The organism is Prauserella flavalba (assembly GCF_003202235.1).
In the GTDB taxonomy this organism is placed as follows: Bacteria; Actinomycetota; Actinomycetes; order Mycobacteriales; family Pseudonocardiaceae; genus Prauserella_A; species Prauserella_A flavalba.
Genome location: NZ_MASU01000006.1, coordinates 145,387 through 162,384, shown reverse-complemented (window position 1 = coordinate 162,384; position 16,998 = coordinate 145,387). Strand labels below are relative to the sequence as shown.

12 protein-coding genes are annotated in these 16,998 nt (G+C 70.9%); 7 read left to right on the top strand and 5 right to left on the bottom strand.

Annotation, left to right across the window (positions count from 1 at the left end; translation table 11 throughout):
• The first annotated feature begins 74 nt into the window (after positions 1-74).
• Entirely contained in the window at positions 75-1,181 is a 1,107-nt protein-coding gene (gene ald, locus BA062_RS16775) for an alanine dehydrogenase (RefSeq protein WP_110337686.1), read from the top strand.
• Here ald and BA062_RS16770 read toward each other — a convergent pair.
• Positions 1,163-1,465 (bottom strand): hypothetical protein, encoded by a 303-nt coding sequence (locus BA062_RS16770; RefSeq protein ID WP_245959860.1) that lies wholly within the window; start codon positions 1,463-1,465, stop codon positions 1,163-1,165. The genes ald and BA062_RS16770 overlap by 19 nt on opposite strands.
• Positions 1,466-2,070: 605 nt before the next feature.
• Between BA062_RS16770 and BA062_RS16765 the strand changes: the two genes are divergently transcribed.
• The 5 genes from BA062_RS16765 to BA062_RS16750 all read left to right on the top strand — a co-directional run bounded on the left by BA062_RS16765 (position 2,071) and on the right by BA062_RS16750 (position 12,064).
• Positions 2,071-3,180, top strand: a complete 1,110-nt coding sequence (locus BA062_RS16765) for an ABC transporter ATP-binding protein (protein ID WP_110337684.1) — start codon at positions 2,071-2,073, stop codon at positions 3,178-3,180.
• Positions 3,180-4,067 carry an ABC-2 transporter permease gene (locus BA062_RS16760; RefSeq protein WP_110337682.1) on the top strand — a complete coding sequence of 296 codons (888 nt, stop codon included), beginning with the start codon at positions 3,180-3,182 and terminating at the stop codon, positions 4,065-4,067. Before BA062_RS16765 ends, BA062_RS16760 begins: the two co-directional genes overlap by 1 nt.
• Positions 4,068-4,089: 22 nt before the next feature.
• Positions 4,090-7,842, top strand: a complete 3,753-nt coding sequence (locus BA062_RS16755) for an ABC transporter ATP-binding protein (RefSeq protein WP_110337680.1) — start codon at positions 4,090-4,092, stop codon at positions 7,840-7,842.
• Between the two features lie 105 nt (positions 7,843-7,947).
• Positions 7,948-8,109 carry a DUF4291 domain-containing protein gene (locus BA062_RS39525; RefSeq protein WP_146240046.1) on the top strand — a complete coding sequence of 54 codons (162 nt, stop codon included), beginning with the start codon at positions 7,948-7,950 and terminating at the stop codon, positions 8,107-8,109.
• Positions 8,110-8,398: 289 nt separating this feature from the next.
• On the top strand, positions 8,399-12,064 hold the full coding sequence (locus tag BA062_RS16750; protein ID WP_245959884.1) for a multifunctional oxoglutarate decarboxylase/oxoglutarate dehydrogenase thiamine pyrophosphate-binding subunit/dihydrolipoyllysine-residue succinyltransferase subunit: 3,666 nt from the start codon (positions 8,399-8,401) through the stop codon (positions 12,062-12,064).
• A 75-nt stretch (positions 12,065-12,139) separates the two neighbouring features.
• On the opposite strand, the gene BA062_RS16745 is transcribed toward BA062_RS16750, so the two are convergent.
• Genes BA062_RS16745 through BA062_RS16730 form a run of 4 tightly spaced genes read right to left on the bottom strand, consistent with a single transcriptional unit; the run spans position 12,140 to position 15,490 of the window.
• Positions 12,140-13,030 carry an ABC transporter substrate-binding protein gene (locus BA062_RS16745; RefSeq protein WP_245959859.1) on the bottom strand — a complete coding sequence of 297 codons (891 nt, stop codon included), beginning with the start codon at positions 13,028-13,030 and terminating at the stop codon, positions 12,140-12,142.
• Positions 13,027-13,716 carry an ABC transporter permease gene (locus BA062_RS16740; protein ID WP_110337676.1) on the bottom strand — a complete coding sequence of 230 codons (690 nt, stop codon included), beginning with the start codon at positions 13,714-13,716 and terminating at the stop codon, positions 13,027-13,029. Before BA062_RS16740 ends, BA062_RS16745 begins: the two co-directional genes overlap by 4 nt.
• A complete protein-coding gene (locus tag BA062_RS16735) occupies positions 13,713-14,402 on the bottom strand; it encodes an ABC transporter permease (RefSeq protein WP_110337674.1) in 690 nt (229 codons plus the stop codon). The genes BA062_RS16740 and BA062_RS16735 overlap by 4 nt, the downstream gene beginning before the upstream one ends.
• Positions 14,399-15,490, bottom strand: a complete 1,092-nt coding sequence (locus BA062_RS16730) for an ABC transporter ATP-binding protein (protein ID WP_110337672.1) — start codon at positions 15,488-15,490, stop codon at positions 14,399-14,401. The genes BA062_RS16735 and BA062_RS16730 overlap by 4 nt, the downstream gene beginning before the upstream one ends.
• An 85-nt stretch (positions 15,491-15,575) precedes the next feature.
• On the opposite strand from BA062_RS16730, the gene BA062_RS16725 reads away from it, so the two are divergent.
• On the top strand, positions 15,576-16,988 hold the full coding sequence (locus BA062_RS16725) for a bis-aminopropyl spermidine synthase family protein (protein ID WP_110337670.1): 1,413 nt from the start codon (positions 15,576-15,578) through the stop codon (positions 16,986-16,988).
• Positions 16,989-16,998 lie beyond the last annotated feature (10 nt).

The following is a 16,998-nucleotide window of genomic DNA, read 5'->3' as shown; positions in this document are numbered from 1 at the left end:
TGCGCCCACGATGACACCGCTGTCCGGGTGGTTCACCGTGGGCAGCAACACCGCACTACACGCAGGAGGAAGCCGTGCGCATCGCCGTCCCCCGAGAGGTCAAGAAGCACGAGTACCGGGTCGCGGTGACCCCCGCCGGTGTCCACGAGCTCACCCAGCGCGGCCACGAGGTGTTCATCGAGGCCGACGCCGGTGTCGGATCCGCCATCACCGACGACGAGTACCTCGCCGCGGGCGCGAAGATCCTCGCGACCGCCGAGGACACGTGGGCGGAGGGCGAGCTGGTGCTCAAGGTCAAGGAGCCCATCGCCCAGGAGTACGGCCGCCTGCGCGCCGACCAGGTGCTGTTCACCTACCTTCACCTCGCCGCCGACCGACCGCTCACCGAGGCGCTGCTCTCGGCGGGCACCACCGCGATCGCGTACGAGACCGTGCAGGCGCCCGACGGCGCGCTGCCGCTGCTGGCGCCGATGTCGGAGGTCGCGGGCAGGCTCGCGCCGCAGGTCGGCGCCCACTCGCTGATGAAGCCCAGCGGCGGACGGGGCGTGCTGCCCGGCGGGATCCCCGGCGTGCACCCGGCGAGGGTGGTCGTGATCGGCGGCGGCGTCGCCGGGCTCAACGCCGCGCGCGTCGCCCTCGGGCTCGGCGCCGACGTGGAGGTGCTGGACACCAACGTCGACCGGCTGCGCCAGATCGACCACGACTTCGCGGGCCGGATCCGCACGGTCACCTCCAACGCGCTGTCGCTGGAGGAGGCCGTGGTGGAGGCAGACCTGGTGGTGGGCGCGGTGCTCGTGCCGGGGGCGAAGGCACCGAAGCTTGTGTCCAACGAGCTGGTCTCCCGCATGAAGGCGGGCAGCGTGCTCGTCGACATCTCCATCGACCAGGGCGGCTGCTTCGCCGACTCGCGGCCCACCACGCACGACGAGCCTACCTACCAGGTGCACGACTCGGTGTTCTACTGCGTCGCCAACATGCCGGGCGCGGTGCCGAGGACCTCGACCTACGGCCTCACGAACGTGACCCTGCCCTACGCGATCCGGCTCGCCGAGCACGGCTGGCGTTCCGCGCTGCGCGCCGACGGCACGCTCGCGAAGGGGCTCAACACGCACGCGGGAGCCCTCACCAACGAACCCGTCGCCACGGCACACGGCCTGGAGTATCAGCCCGCGGAGTTCTGATCGGCGGGCGGTACGCCGTCCGGCCAGACGCACGGCGACGAGGCACCCAGCGACAGGTCACCCTCGACAGTCTGCTTGACCGACATGCGGAAGGCGTCGCCCGCGTTCTCGACGGAAACGAACTTGCCGTCCGCCGCGCGCTGGTCGCTGAGCACCCGGAACCCGTTGGCGACCCAATGTTCGTACAGCGCGTCGACGAACTCGGCGTTCCGCTCCGAGGGCAGGCCGTTCAGCCAGTAGATCTTGCTGATCTCGTACCGGCCGCGTGGGCCGTCGTCGGCCATCCTCCGGATCAATCCGCTCGCGCGGCTTCGGCGGTATCCGCTCGATGCACTCGGCCGCCTTCTCCTAGCCGGAACGGACCTCGTCGAAGTGGGCGCGGCTCGCCGGGCAGCTCTCCGCCACGGCGGGCGACGCCAAAACGCTCTCGGCGGGCTCGACGGCTGGCGTGGTGAGGCCACCAGTCTCCGCGGGTCCACGCCGTAACCGTTCATGGAACTCCCCCAGTCGATCCCGAACCGGGCAAACGGTAACCAGAGGGACGGTGAACCGGCAATCGGTTCACCAAGATCGGGGACGTGAGCACACGAAGGGGCGGCCCGCTCAACCAGCCTGGGGGTCACCGGGAGCGGGCCGCCACCTACAAGCTTAAGTAATAACTCCAGAGTTCGCTCCCCGGGGGGCGAACTTGCCCCGAATTGTTTTCTCAATCAGGCATTTCGGTCCTGGTGAACCTCCCCACAGGGGTTGCCGACCTGGCCTTTCGCGCTCTCGCGGGCCGAGTGAGGCCCCGCCCGGAACCGGTGGACCTCGCGTGATCGTCCAACGTGGCCGTACGGCAGGATGACCACCGCCACAGCGCAGACGACGAGGGGAAACGAGAGGCAGCATGCACGATGGCAGCGGCCGCATCGCGGTACAGAACCTCACCAAGCAGTTCGGGGCCGTGACCGCGGTACAGAACCTCAGCTTCACGGTGGAGCCCGGGTCGGTCACCGGGTTCCTCGGCCCGAACGGGGCAGGCAAGACGACGACGTTGCGCATGCTGCTCGGCCTGGTGACGCCCACCGCGGGCACGGCGACGATCAACGGCAGGCCACACCACCAGCTCGGCAACCCGGCCAGAGTGGTCGGCGCGGTGCTGGAGAACGAGGGCTTCCACCCCAAGCGCACCGCCCGCAACCACCTCCGCGTGTACGCGGCGGCGATCGGCGTGCCCGACCAGCGCGTGGACGAGATGCTGGGGCTCGTCGGCCTCTCACCCGCGGCCGACCGCAAGGCGGGCGGGTTCTCGCTCGGTATGCGCCAGCGGCTCGCGCTCGCGACGGCGCTGCTCGGTGACCCGCAGGTGCTCGTCCTCGACGAGCCGTCGAACGGGCTCGACCCCGAGGGCATCGCGTGGTTGCGCTCGTTCCTGCGCTCGTTCGCCCAGCAGGGGCGCACCGTGCTGGTGTCAAGCCACCTGCTGTCCGAGGTCGAGCAGACCATCGACCAGGTCGTGATCGTCAGCGCGGGCATGACGCGCTACTACGGCCCGCTCGACCAGCTGCGCGCGAGCCAGCGCTCGCGGGTGCTCGTCCAGCCGGCCGACGCGAACGGTCTCGTCACGGCACTGCAGGAGGCGGGCCTCCACCAGGTCGAGCCGACGCAGGACGGCCGCGTCGCCGTGTCCGGCGCGACCGTGCAGCAGATCGGTGACATCGCCGCCAAGGCGGGCATCGCCGTGTACGGCATGCAGGAGGAGAAGGCCGACCTCGAGCAGCTGTTCTTCCAGCTCACCAGCCCGCAGTACGGCGCGGGCGCGACGGCCTACCCGCCGCAGCAGCAGCCGTACCAGCAGCAACAGGAGTGGAACGCGCCTCCGCCCGGCTACCAGCAACCGGGACAACCACCGCAACAGCCGTACCAGCAGACCCCGCCGCCCGGCTTCCAGCAGCAGCCGGGACAGCAACCAGGTCAGCAGCCGGGGCAGCAGCAGGGCTGGGGAGGTCAGCAGTGATGGGCAACCTGATCAAGGCCGAGATCCGCAAGACGCTGAGCACCAAGAGCTGGTGGGGTCTCATGATCCCGGCGGTGCTGTTCGCGTTCCTGTTCGCGCTCGGCTGGGGCGCGATCACCAACGACCTCAACGACTTCCTCGGCAGCTCCGACGCCGAGGAGCTCGCGGGCCTGCTGGGCGTGCAGCTCGGCGAGCTGCCGGTCGGGCTGCTCGCGCTGGCACACGGCATCAACATCGGCACGATGTTCCCGGTGATCTTCGGTGTCTTCGCGCTGGCGGGCGAGTACAGCAAGAAGACGATCACCACGACGTTCCTCACCGCGCCCAACCGCATGTCGGCGCTGAGCGCGAAGATGTTCACCTACATCGGCTGGGGCGTCGTCTACGGCATCATCATCGTCGCCTTCGCGAGCCTCGCCACCGTGCTGACGGTGGACAGCGCCGGGCTGCCGACCGCGGGCCAGTGGCTAGGCGTGCTGGGTGCGGGCATCCTCGCCACCACCCTGGCCACGCTGTTCGGCATCGGTGTCGGTGCCGTGTGGAACAGTGTCACCGGCGCCACGATCACGCTGACGATCTGGATGCTCGTCGTCGAGAACGTCCTCGTGTTCGTGTCGTTCGGCTGGTTCGGGATCACCTGGCTCGGCGGCGTGCTGCCGAACGGCACCCTGAACGGCATCGTGGGCGCGATCGGCGCCGAGGCTTTCGGTGCGGCCGGAGTCTCGGTGCCCGGCGCGCTCGACGAGGACCTGCAGTGGCTCCTGCAGTACACGGCGGGCGCCCCCGGCGCGTTCTCGTGGTGGGCCGCGGCGTTGATCTTCCTCGCGTGGACGATGCTGTTCTTCATCGGCGGCTGGGCAGCCAACCAGCGCAGGGACATCACCTAGGCGACAACAGGGAGGGTCGGGAGTGTCTGGCAGAACGGCGACGGCGCTGGACACTCCCGGCCGCAAGGCCGGGTGGATCCGCAGGCTCGCCGCGGCGTGCTGGCGGCACCCGGTGCTGGTGGTGCTCTCGCTGGGCGCCGCCATGCTGGGCGTCGGCCTGCAGGCGGCGAGCCCGTTGTTCGTCAAGGTCGCCGTCGACGACGCCGTCGCGGGCGAGACCGGCAGGCTCGGCTGGCTCGCCGCCGCGCTCATCGGCCTGCAGCTGCTGACGTTCGGCAGCGCCTTCGCCCGGCGCTACCTCGGCGGACGGCTCGCCCTCGACGTCCAGCACGACCTGCGCCAGGCCGTGTTCGGAGCGGTGTCCCGCCTCGACGGCGGCAAGCAGGACTCGCTGCGCACCGGCCAGATCGTCTCCCGCGCCATCACCGACCTCCAGCTCGTGACCGGCGTGCTCATGCAGGTGCCGCTCTCGGCGGGCTCGGTGATCTTCGCGGTGCTCGCGCTCGGCTCGATGCTCCTGCTCTCGCCGCTGCTCACGCTCATCGCGCTCGTCGTGGCGCCCGCCGTGGCGATCGTGATCACGGTCAGCAGGCGCAGGCTCTTCCCCGCCACCTGGTCGGCGCAGCAGCGCGCGGCCGACGTGGCGCAGCAGGTGGAGGAGACCGTCACCGGCGTGCGCGTGGTGAAGGGCTTCGGCCAGGAAGACCGGGAGATCGGCAAGCTCTCCGGCACCGCGCGCACGCTGTACCGCGAACGTTTGCGCGCCGCGAAGCTCGCCGCGGTGCCCACCGCCACCACCTCGGCGCTGCCCGCCGCGGGCCAGATCGCCGTGCTCGCCGCGGGCGGGATCATGGCGCTGCACGGGCAGATCAGCCTCGGCACGTTCCTCGCGTTCGCCACCTACGTCTCCGCACTCATCGGTCCCGCGCGGATGCTGGCGAGCCTCGTGGTACAGGCGCAGCTCACGCGTGCGGGTGCCGAACGCGTGCACGAGCTCATCGACGCGCAGCCGGAGGTGCGCGAGCGCCCTGACCCGCGACCGCTGCCCGATGGCCCGCTCGACGTGCGCCTCGACGGCGTCCGCTTCGGCTACACCCGCAGCGAGCCCGTGCTCGACGGCCTTTCCCTGCACGCGCGGCCCGGCGAGACCCTCGCGCTCGTCGGCACGGCGGGCTCGGGCAAGTCCACGATCTCGCTTCTGCTGCCCCGCTTCTACGACGTGCACGCCGGCTCCGTCCACGTCGGCGGCGTCGACGTGCGCGACGCGCGGCTCACGGAGCTGCGCCGCGCGATCGGCGTGGTGTTCGAGGAGGCGTTCCTCTTCTCCACCACGGTGCGCGACAACATCGCCTACGGCAGGCCGGACGCGAGCGACGAGGAGGTGGTCGCCGCCGCGAAGGCCGCCGAGGCGCACGAGTTCATCAGCGCGCTGCCCGACGGCTACGACACGCAGGTCGGCGAGCGCGGACTGACGCTCTCCGGCGGCCAGCGGCAGCGGCTCGGCCTCGCGAGGGCGCTGCTCACCGACCCGAGGGTCCTGGTGCTCGACGACGCGACCTCGGCCGTCGACACCGCCACCGAGGCCGCGATCCACGACACCCTGCGGGCGGTGACGCGCACCCGCACCACCCTGCTCATCGCCCACCGGCGCTCCACGCTGTCGCTCGCCGACCGCATCGCCGTGCTCGACGCGGGCAGGGTGGTGGACGTCGGGACCGCGGAGGAGCTGGAGGAACGGTGCGCGCTGTTCCGCGATCTCGTGGGAGGTCCCGGCGAGGACGTCGAGGAGGTACACCGGCGGGACGTGCTCGTGCGCGACGAGTCGGGCATCACCCCGCGGCTGTGGCCGGCTCCGGCCGTGCACGACGACGTCGACGCGCTCGCCGAGTCGGCCTCGGTCCGCACCACCCAGGCGGCGAGCACCGGCGGCCCCGGTTCGCGGGCGTCACTGGACCTCCCGCCGACACCCGAGTTGCTGCGGCGGGTGCGGGAGCTCCCGCCCGCGACGGGTGAGCCGAGGCTCGGCGAGTCCGATCCGAAGGCGCCCGATCCGGCGTTCCGGCTGGGCGGGCTGCTGCGACCGGTCCGCGCCCTGCTGGCCGCGGTGATCACCCTCGTGGCGCTCGACGCGCTGGCCACCATCGCCGTGCCCGCCCTGTACCAGCGGGGTGTCGACGACGGCGTGCGAGCGGGAGTGGAGTCCGCCGTGCTGATCGCGGCGGGCGTCGGGGCGCTCGTGATCGCACTCGACTGGCTCGTCATCGCCCTGCAGACGCGGCTCACCGCCCGCACCGGCGAATCCGTGCTGTATCTGCTGCGGGTACGCAGCTACGCGCACCTGCAACGGCTGGGGCTCGACTACTACGAGCGCGAACTGGCCGGCCGGATCATGACCAGGATGACCACGGACGTCGACGCGCTGTCGACGTTCCTGCAGACCGGGCTGGCGACGGCCGTGGTCAGCGTGCTCACGCTCGTCGGCATCGGCGGCGCCCTCGTGATCACCGACGCCGGCCTCGCGCTGTACGCCTTCTCGGTGCTGCCGGTGCTCGCGGTGGCGACGGTGATCTTCCGCAGGCTCGCCTCGGCCGCCTACAACGAGGCACGCGAGCGCGTCAGCGCGGTGAACGCCGACATGCAGGAGAACGTCACCGGGCTGCGGGTCGCGCAGGCGTACACGCGCGAGGAGCGCTCGGCGCGGGACTTCGCCTCGCGCAGCGACGCGTACCGCCGCTCCCGCCTGCGCGCCCAGCGCTACGTGGCCACCTACTTCCCGTTCGTCACCCTGCTGTCCGGGACCGCGGCGGCGATCGTGCTGGTCGCGGGCGCGAACCGCGTCGCCGACGGCACGCTCTCGGTGGGTGTGCTGCTGGCGTTCCTGCTCTACCTGGAGTCGTTCTTCTCCCCGGTGCAGCAGCTGTCGTCGGTGTTCGACGGCTACCAGCAGGCCAAGGTCGGGCTCGGCCGGATCGGCGAGCTGCTGCGCACGCCCACGTCGGTGCCGCCCGCCGAGCGGCCCGTCGCAGTGCCAGAGCGACTACGCGGCGAGGTGGAGCTGGACGGCGTCCGCTTCGCCTACCCGGGTACCGACGCGCTCGCGCTCGACGACGTGTCCCTGCAGGTCCCGGCGGGCACCACGGTGGCGCTGGTGGGCGCGACCGGGGCCGGGAAGTCCACTGTGGTCAAACTGGTGGCCCGCTTCTACGACGTCACCGGTGGAGTGGTGCGCATCGACGGCGTCGACGTGCGCGACTACGACCTGCCGGGCCTGCGCGGCAGGCTCGGTGTGGTGCCGCAGGAGGCGCACCTGTTCTCGGGCACGGTCGCCGACAACGTGCGCTACGGCCACCCCTCGGCCAGCGATGCCGAGGTGGAGGCGGCGGTGCGGTCGGTGGGCGCGCTGGAGGGGGTGGCGGCGCTGCCCGCCGGGTTCCACCAGCCGGTCGGCGAGCGAGGGCGTGCCCTTTCGGCCGGGCAGCGGCAGCTCGTCGCGCTCGCGCGCGCGGAGCTGGTGGACCCCGACGTCCTGCTGCTCGACGAGGCCACCGCCGCGCTCGACCCGGCCACCGAGACCGCCGTGCTGAAGGCCACCGAGGCCCTCGCCAAGAAGCGGACCACCTTCGTGGTGGCCCACCGCCTGGCCACGGCGGCGAGGGCGGATCTCATCGTCGTGCTCGACCACGGCAAGATCGTCGAACAGGGAACCCACGAGGACCTGCTCGCGGCCGGCGGCCACTACGCCCACCTGTGGCGTCTCGGCGAGCCACCCACCTGACGACCGCGAGTCGTGCACTCCGGACCGCGAGTCGTGCGTTCCCGACCGCGAGTCCGGCGGAAACCGCTCGATCACGGCGATCTTGCGCCGCGATCCTCGGGTACTGTGGGATCCCGAGCCGGACCTGCGCCACTGCCGTTGCCGTACCGGTCGACCCGGATCGGCCTTCGCGGCGAGGCCGTCGCCCGCTCCGACCCCGACGCGGCGCGCACACTGCTGGCCGTCGAGCGACCGTACCCGCTCGCAGCGCACAACTCGGCGTCCTGAACGCACGACTCGCGCGCGGGAACGCACGACTCGCGGTCCGGAGCGCACGACTCGCGGTCGGGCATGCACGACTCGCGAACGGGTGTTCGAGGACCGTGATCGATCCAGTGAGAAATGCCAACGTCGTGAGGGCTCCGTTGGCGGACTTCGATGACGACGCACCGGGCGAGGGGGTTAGCCTGGTAGGCGCGTAATCGGACAACCAGATCGAGACGGATAGAGGCGAGTCCAAGCCGTGTCCAGCAGCCCTGCGTCACAGTTCGGCCCAAACGAGTGGCTCGTCGAGGAAATGTACGACCAGTTCCTCGCCGACCCCTCCTCAGTAGACGCCGCGTGGCATGACTTCTTTGCTGATTTCAAGCCCACCCAGGCGCAGCCGAAGCCGGACACGGCCACCGCCGAGCGGACGTCCGCCGCCAACGGTCAGGCCGCACAGCAGGCCCCCGCCAAGCCGCAGCAGGCACCGGCCGAGGCGAAGCCCGCCCCCAAGGCCGCACCCAAGGCCGCTCCCAAGCCGGAGCCGAAGCAGAGCGCACCGGCGAAGCCGGCACCCACCACGCCCGCCGCCGCGAAGGCGGCGCCGGCCGCCCCCGCCAAGGCCGAGGAGCCCGAGAGCAAGCCGCTGCGCGGCGCAGCCGCGGCGATCGCCAAGAACATGGACGCCTCGCTGAGCGTCCCCACCGCCACCAGCGTGCGCGCGGTCCCGGCCAAGCTGATGGCCGACAACCGCATCGTCATCAACAACCACCTCAAGCGCACCCGCGGCGGGAAGATCTCGTTCACGCACCTCATCGGCTACGCGATGGTGCGAGCGCTGCACGACTTCCCGAACATGAACCGGCACTACGCGCTGATCGACGGCAAGCCGCACGCCGTCACGCCGGAGCACGTCAACCTCGGCCTCGCCATCGACATGAAGGGCAAGGACGGCGGCCGCACGCTCGTCGTCGCGTCCATCAAGGGCACCGAGAACATGACGTTCCTGCAGTTCTGGCAGGCCTACGAGGACATCGTCAAGAAGGCGAGGAACAACAAGCTCACCGCCGACGACTTCTCCGGCACCACGATCTCGCTGACCAACCCGGGCGGCATCGGCACCAACCACTCGGTGCCCCGCCTGCAGGCGGGCCAGGGCGCGATCATCGGCGTCGGCGCGATGCAGTACCCGGCCCACTTCGAGGGCACCAGCGAGCAGACCCTCGTCGGCCTCGGCGTCAGCAAGATCATGACGCTGACCTCGACCTACGACCACCGCATCATCCAGGGTGCCGAGTCGGGCGAGTTCCTCAAGCGCATCCACGAGCTGCTGCTCGGCGGTGACGGCTTCTACGACGACATCTTCACCTCGCTGCGCCTGCCGTACGAGCCGGTGCGCTGGGTCGAGGACATCCCCGAGGGCGAGATCGACAAGACGGCCCGCGTGCTGGAGCTGATCGACGCCTACCGGATGCGCGGCCACCTGATGGCCGACACCGACCCGCTGAACTACCGCCAGCGCAGGCACGAGGACCTGGACATCCTCAGCCACGGCCTGACCCTGTGGGACCTCGACCGCGAGTTCGCGGTCGGCGGCTTCGCGGGCCAGCAGCGCATGAAGCTGCGGGACGTGCTCGGCGTGCTGCGCGACTCCTACTGCCGCACGGTCGGTGTCGAGTACACGCACATCCTCGACCCGGACGAGCGCCGCTGGATCCAGGAGCGCGTGGAGGTCCCGCACGAGAAGCCCGAGCCCTCGGTGCAGAAGTACGTGCTGTCGAAGCTCAACGCGGCCGAGGCGTTCGAGACGTTCCTGCAGACCAAGTACGTCGGCCAGAAGCGGTTCTCGCTCGAGGGCGGCGAGACCGTGATCCCGCTGCTCGACACGGTGCTGGACAAGGCGGCCGAGCACGAGCTCGACGAGGTCGTCATCGGCATGCCCCACCGCGGGCGCCTGAACGTGCTCGCCAACATCGTCGGCAAGCCGATCTCGCAGATCTTCCAGGAGTTCGAGGGCAACCTCGACCCGGGCCAGGCGCACGGCTCCGGCGACGTGAAGTACCACCTCGGCGCCGAGGGCAAGTACTTCCGCATGTTCGGCGACGGTGAGACGAAGGTCTCACTCACCGCGAACCCGTCGCACCTGGAGACCGTCGACCCGGTGCTCGAGGGCATCGTCCGCGCCAAGCAGGACATCCTCGACAAGGGCGACCGCGCCTCGGGCGGCTTCACCGTGCTGCCGGTGCTGCTGCACGGCGACGCGGCCTTCGCGGGCCAGGGCGTGGTGGCCGAGACGCTGAACCTCGCGCTGCTGCGCGGTTACCGCACCGGCGGCACCGTGCACGTGATCATCAACAACCAGGTCGGCTTCACCACCGCGCCCGAGCACGCCCGCTCGTCGCAGTACGCCACCGACGTCGCGAAGATGATCGGCGCGCCGATCTTCCACGTGAACGGCGACGACCCCGAGGCCGCGTACTGGGTGGCGCGGCTGGCCGTCGACTACCGCCAGGCGTTCAACAAGGACGTCGTGATCGACATGATCTGCTACCGGCGGCGCGGCCACAACGAGGGCGACGACCCCTCGATGACCCAGCCCGCGATGTACGACATCATCGACACGAAGCGCAGCGTCCGGAAGACCTACACCGAGGCCCTCATCGGCCGTGGCGACATCTCGATGGACGAGGCCGAAGCCGCGCTGCGGGACTTCTCCAGCCAGCTGGAGCACGTCTTCAACGAGGTCCGCGAGCTGGAGAAGCACCCGATCGCCCCGAGCCCGTCGGTCGAGGAGGAACAGCAGGTTCCGGCCAAGGTGCCGACCGCCGTCTCCCGCGAGGTCATCGAGCGCATCGGCGACGCGTTCGTCGACGTCCCCGAGGGCTTCACGCCTCACCCGCGCGTCAAGCCGGTCATGGAGCGGCGGCACAAGATGTCGCGCGAGGGCGGCGTCGACTGGGCGTTCGGCGAGCTGCTCGCGTTCGGCTCGCTCGCGATGGAGGGCAGGCTGGTGCGCCTGTCCGGTCAGGACTCGCGCCGCGGCACGTTCACGCAGCGGCACTCGGTGCTGATCGACCGCAAGACCGGTCAGGAGTACTCGCCGCTGCAGAACCTGGCCGAGCAGCAGGGCCGCGTGATGATCTACGACTCGGCGCTGTCCGAGTACGCGGCGGTGGGCTTCGAGTACGGCTACTCGGTGGCCAACTCCGAGGCGCTCGTGATGTGGGAAGCGCAGTTCGGTGACTTCGTCAACGGCGCGCAGACCGTGATCGACGAGTACATCTCCTCCGGTGAGGCGAAGTGGGGCCAGCTCTCCGACGTCGTGCTGCTGCTGCCGCACGGCCACGAGGGCCAGGGTCCGGACCACACGTCGGGCCGCATCGAGCGCTTCCTGCAGCTGTGCGCGGAGGGCTCGATGACGGTGGCGGTGCCGTCCACGCCGGCGAACTACTTCCACCTGCTGCGCCGCCACGCCCTGGACGGCGTGAACCGGCCGCTGATCGTCTTCACCCCGAAGCGCCTGCTGCGCGACAAGAACGTGAAGTCGGGCATCGAGGAGTTCACCGACCAGTCGAAGTTCCTCTCGGTGATCGACGACGGCGGTGTCGACCCGGCCAAGGCGCGCAAGGTGCTGCTGACCTCGGGGAAGATGTACTGGGAGCTGTTCGTCGAGCGCGAGAAGCAGGGCATCGACGACGTCGCGATCGTCCGGATCGAGCAGTACTACCCGCTGCCGAAGAAGAAGCTCCTGGCCGCGCTCGAGCGCTACACGGCCGCGAAGGACGTCGTGTGGGTGCAGGAGGAGCCGGAGAACCAGGGCGGCTGGCCGTTCTTCGGGCTGAACCTGCCGCGCAAGCTGCCTGAGGTGTTCTCGAACCTGCAGGTCGTGGCGCGCCGCCCGATGGCCGCCCCGTCCGCGGGCTCGTCGAAGGTCCACGAGGTGGAGCAGAAGGCCCTCATCGCGAAGGCTTTCGAGTAACCCAGCCGCGCAGCCAGAATGCAGTGAAGGCCACCATGCCTGCGTTGAACGCAGTGATGGTGGCCTTCACTGCGTCTAGGCGAGGCCGTTCTCGATGAGGAAGTCCTCGGCGATGTCGAGCGGGTTGCGTTTCTGTTCGGTGAACTCGACGTTGAGGTCGGTGAGCTTCTCGGTGGTCAGCACCTCCGACACGGCGTTGAGCGCCCGCACCTCGCGCTCGCTGAGCGTGCCCTTCGCGACGAGCGGCACGATGTTCTGCGCGGGGAACATGTCCTTGTCGTCCTCGAGCGTCACGAAGCCGTTGCTGCGGATGGTCGACGAGGTGCTGAACAGGTCGGCGACCTGCACCTCGTCCGAGCGCAGCGCCTCGACGGTCACCGGGCCGCCCGTGTCGGTGGTGCGGATCTCCTTGAACCCGCAGCCGTAGATGTCCTTGATCTTGGCCTGCCAGCGGTCGGCCCACTGGCCCGGCCCGCCGAACACCAGCTCCCCGCAGCGGGGCGCGAGGTCGGAGACCGTGCGGATGCCCTGGTCGGCGAGCTCCTTGCGGACCACCATCTCGTCGCTGTTCTCGGCCGGGGCCGCCTCGAGCACCTCGAACTGCTCCGGCAGCTTCCGCCGCAGCTCGGCGTGCACCTCCTCGGGCGTGGTGGCCTGGCTGTTCTCGTCGAAGTACTGCAGCAGGTTGCCGCTGTACTCGGGCACGAGCGACAGGGAGCGGTCCTCGAGCGCCTTGACCACCACCTCGCGGCCGCCGACGGGAGGGCGCACGGTGACGTTGTCGGCGCCCGCATTGCGGAGCGCACCCGCGTAGATCTGGGCCAGCAGGAGGCTTTCCCCGACATCGGAGGCGCCGATGATGATCTCGCCGGCCGGGCCGCCCTCGGCGCCGCCCTCCAGCGGGTTGCCGCACGCGGTGGCGAGCAGGCCGACCGCCGCGGCGAGTGCGAGCAGCCGCCGCCTCACGCCTCCACCTCCTTCTTCGTGCCCGCCTCGGCGAGCCGGACCCCTCGGGGCACCAGCGCCCGCTGGATCGTGGCGAGCACGATGTCGAGCACGATCGCCAGCAACGCGGTGAGAATGGCGCCCGCCGCGACCTCGCCGTAGTCCAGAATGGCCAATCCGTCGAGCAGGTACCGGCCGAGGCCGCCGAGGCCCACGTACGCCGCGACGGCCGCGGTGGCGACGAGCTGCAGCACGGCGTTGCGCACGCCGCCCAGCACGAGTGGCAACGCGATCGGCACCTCGATCTGCCAGAGCCGTTGCCCACCGCGCATACCCATGCCCTCCGCGGCGTCGACCACCGCGCGGTCGACGGCCTGCAGGCCAGCGTAGGTGCCCGCGAGGATCGGCGGGATCGCGAGCACGACGAGCCCGATGATCGCGGCGACGTCGCTGTCGGTGAACAGCAGGAACAGGAAGGTCACCAGTCCCAGCGTCGGCAGCGCGCGGATGACGTTGCCGCTGCCGACGAGCAGCACCCCGCCGCGTCCCGTGTGGCCAACGTAGAGCCCGATCGGCACGGCGATCACCGAGGCGAGCACGAGCGCGAGGAGCACGTAGCCGAGATGCTGGAGCACGCGGGTCGGCACGCCGTCCGCACCCTGCCAGTTGGCCGAGCTGGTGAACCAGTCGACGATCTCGCCGATCACGCCGCCACCTCCGTTTTCACCGGGGCCGGCGTGCGGTCCCACGGGGTCAGCAACCGCCGCAGCAGCACCAGCAGCAGGTCCACGACCAGTGCCAGCAGCAACGTCAGCACGATCCCGACCACGATCGGCGAGAAGTACTCCCGCTGGAAACCGTCGGTGAACAGCACGCCGAGCCCGCCGACGCCGATCAGCGCTCCGACGCTCACGAGGCTGATGTTGCTGACGCTCGCCACGCGCACCCCGGCCGCGAGCACCGGTACCGCGAGCGGCAGCTCGACGGTGAGGAACCGCCGGGCCGGCCGGTAGCCCATCGCGGTCGCCGAGGCGATGACGGCGGGCGGCACGGCGTCCAGCGCGTCGAGGACGGGCCGCACGAGCAGTGCCGCCGTGTAGAGGGTGAGCGCCACGACGACGTTGATGCTGTCGAGCATCTTCGTGCCGATGAGGCTGGGGATCACGACGAACAGCGCGAGCGAGGGAATGGTGTAGACGAGGTTCGCCAGCACGAGGATGACGCCCCTCGCGCGCGGCCAGGCGCGGCCGAGCCAGCCGATGGCGATCGCGAGCACGATGCCGAGCACGAGCGGCAGCAAGGCGAGATAGCAGTGCTCGGCGAGGGTGTCGACGATCTGCTCGCGGTTGTTGGCGCTGCCGAGGTACTGCCCGAGCTCGTCGAGGAAGCTCACCGCGTCACCCCCTGCGGATGGTTCTCGATCACGTCGAGTACCTGCCTCGCGGTGACCACGCCGATCGCCTTGCCGTCGGCGTCCACGACCACGCCGAGGCTCGCGGGCGACGACAGCGCCGCGTCGAGGGCGCCGCGGATGGGAGTCCCCTGCTGGTACAGCGATCCACCGGCGACGAGGTCCGATTCGGACAGTTCACCGTCCACCGTGGAGGACGGCGGCAGCCAGCCGCGCGGCTCGCCCTCGTCGTTCACGGCGAGCCGCCAGTCCGCGCTCTCCCCCGGCGCACCGCCGACGCGCACGGTCGGCACGTCCTCGACGAGCACGTCGCCCGCGGACAGGAACGACAGCCCCCGGTAGCCGCGGTCCTTGCCGACGAACCCGGCGACGAAGTCGTCCACGGGGTGCCGCAGCACGTCGGCGGGCGTGCCGTACTGCGCGAGCCTGCCGCCGACGCGCAACACGGCCACCTTGTCGCCGAGCCGCACCGCCTCGTCGATGTCGTGGGTGACGAACACGATCGTCTTGCCCAGCTGCGACTGCAGGCGCAACAGCTCGTCCTGCAGGCCCTCGCGCACCACCGGGTCGACGGCCGAGAACGGCTCGTCCATGAGCAGCACGGGCGAGTCGGCCGCGAGCGCGCGGGCGACGCCGACGCGCTGCTGCTGGCCGCCGGAAAGCTGTGCGGGGTAGCGCTTGCCGAGCTCGGCAGGAAGGCCGACGGTCTCCAGCAGCTCCGCCGCCCGCTCGCGCGCCTTCCGCTTGTCCCAGCCGGAAAGCAGCGGCACGGTGGCGACGTTGCTCAGCACCGTCCGATGTGGAAAGAGACCGGCGTGCTGGATCACGTAGCCGATGCCCCTGCGTAGCAGCGCCGCGTCGGAGTCGCGGACGTCGGCGCCGTCGAGCAGGATCGTGCCCGACGTCGGCTCCACCATCCGGTTGATCATTCGCAGGGAGGTGGTCTTGCCACAGCCGGAAGGACCGACGAACACGGTGATCGTGCCGTCCTCGATGGTCAGGTTCAGATCGTCGACGGCAACGGTGCCGTCCGGGTATTTCTTCGTGACGCCGCGGAACTCGATTCCCATAGCCCACTCCCCTCTGGACGGACCCGCCCGACCGTAGCCGAGATCAGCCGCGAAGGCACGGCATTCCAGCATCTAGGCTGAGCTGGTGACTTCCCCGCTCGACGCCTTCGGCGTCCAGGCCCGGCCGCTGCGGCTCGCCGTCTCCCTTCTCGCGCACGGCTGGCAGGAGTTCGACGAGCTGGTGCGCGCGACGGCGGAGCCCCGGCGCGGCGTCGAGGACCTGCTGGCCGCGTTCGGCGACGACCTCGAACGCGAGGGCACCGCGGTGCGGCTGCGGCCGGACGCGGTCCCGCGCTACCGGGAGCTGGCCGGTGAGGCCGCGCAGCCCGGTGATCTGCTCGCCACGATGACCGCGGCGATCGCGGACGTACCACCGCCGCTGGCCGCGCTCGACCACGTGCAGGCGACGCCCGAGACCGTGGTGGCGAGGGCCCGCTGGCTCGACGAGCAATACGACCTGCGCCGCACGCGCCTGACCTTCGTCGGCGACCACGACCTCACGTCGCTTGCCGTGCACGCGCTTCGCCCCGAGGCCCGGCTGACGGTGGTCGACGTCGACGACCGGATCCTGGAGTACCTCGACCGGCGCAGCGAACGCTCCATCCGCACCGTGCACGCGGACCTCCGGTTCGGCCTGCCGCTCGCGGTGGCCGGGAAGGCGGACGTCGTGTTCAGCGATCCGCCGTACACGCCGGAGGGCATGGGCCTGTTCGCCGCCCGCGGCATCGAGTGCCTCGCCGATCCGCCGGAGGGGCGCCTGGTGCTCGCCTACGGCTACAGCCCGAGGCACCCGGCGCTCGGGCACCAGGTGCAGCGGGCCCTGCTCTCGCTCGGGCTGGCGTTCGAGGCGATCGTTCCCGCGTTCCACCGGTACGCGGGCGCGCAGGCGATCGGCAGCGCGGCGGACCTGTACGTCTGCCAGCCCACGGCACGGGCACGCAAGAAGGGCAAGGGCAAGCAGCAGGGCATCTACACGCACGGCCCGCAGTCGGTGGAGGCGCGCGGAACCTCGGCGGCGCTGCTGGACGCGCTCGTCGCGCTCGCGGGCGACACCGGCCACGACGTGACCGTTCGCGACGCGGACTGGACGAAGCCCGCGACCGTGCCCGAGAGCACCGCCGTGGCCGTGGACCTCACGGCGGCCCCCGGCCCGTGGCTCGCACGCGTACTGCTGGCCGTGAACGCCGGCCGCGTGGCCCTCCTGGTGCCGAACGCGCACCCAGACCTCGGCGATCAGCGGTCACAGCAGGCGCTCATGGACCTCGTCGCGCCGAAGTACCGGCTGCGCCTGCTGCGCAGCACCCCGGACAACAAGCACGCCGTGGTGGTCGCCGACGCGGTGCCCGGCAACACGAACGCGGCCGTGCACGCGGTCTGGACCCGCGCACACGGCCGCGTCGGCAACCTTTGGCCGCAGGCGCCCGCCGACATCGCGGACCTGCGGCTCATCGACCTGCCCAGGCACCGGATCGCGGAGATCCGGGCGGCACTGGGCTGAGGGCGCCGAG

What these genes read in the sequence shown, in the direction of transcription:
- BA062_RS16760 (WP_110337682.1), top strand. Translation starts at nt 3,180, where the DNA reads ATGGGCAACCTGATCAAGGCCGAGATCCGCAAGACGCTGAGCACCAAG.
- BA062_RS16770 (WP_245959860.1), bottom strand. Translation starts at nt 1,465, where the DNA reads ATGGCCGACGACGGCCCACGCGGCCGGTACGAGATCAGCAAGATCTAC.
- BA062_RS16750 (WP_245959884.1), top strand. Translation starts at nt 8,399, where the DNA reads ATGTACGACCAGTTCCTCGCCGACCCCTCCTCAGTAGACGCCGCGTGG.
- BA062_RS16765 (WP_110337684.1), top strand. Translation starts at nt 2,071, where the DNA reads ATGCACGATGGCAGCGGCCGCATCGCGGTACAGAACCTCACCAAGCAG.
- BA062_RS16730 (WP_110337672.1), bottom strand. Translation starts at nt 15,490, where the DNA reads ATGGGAATCGAGTTCCGCGGCGTCACGAAGAAATACCCGGACGGCACC.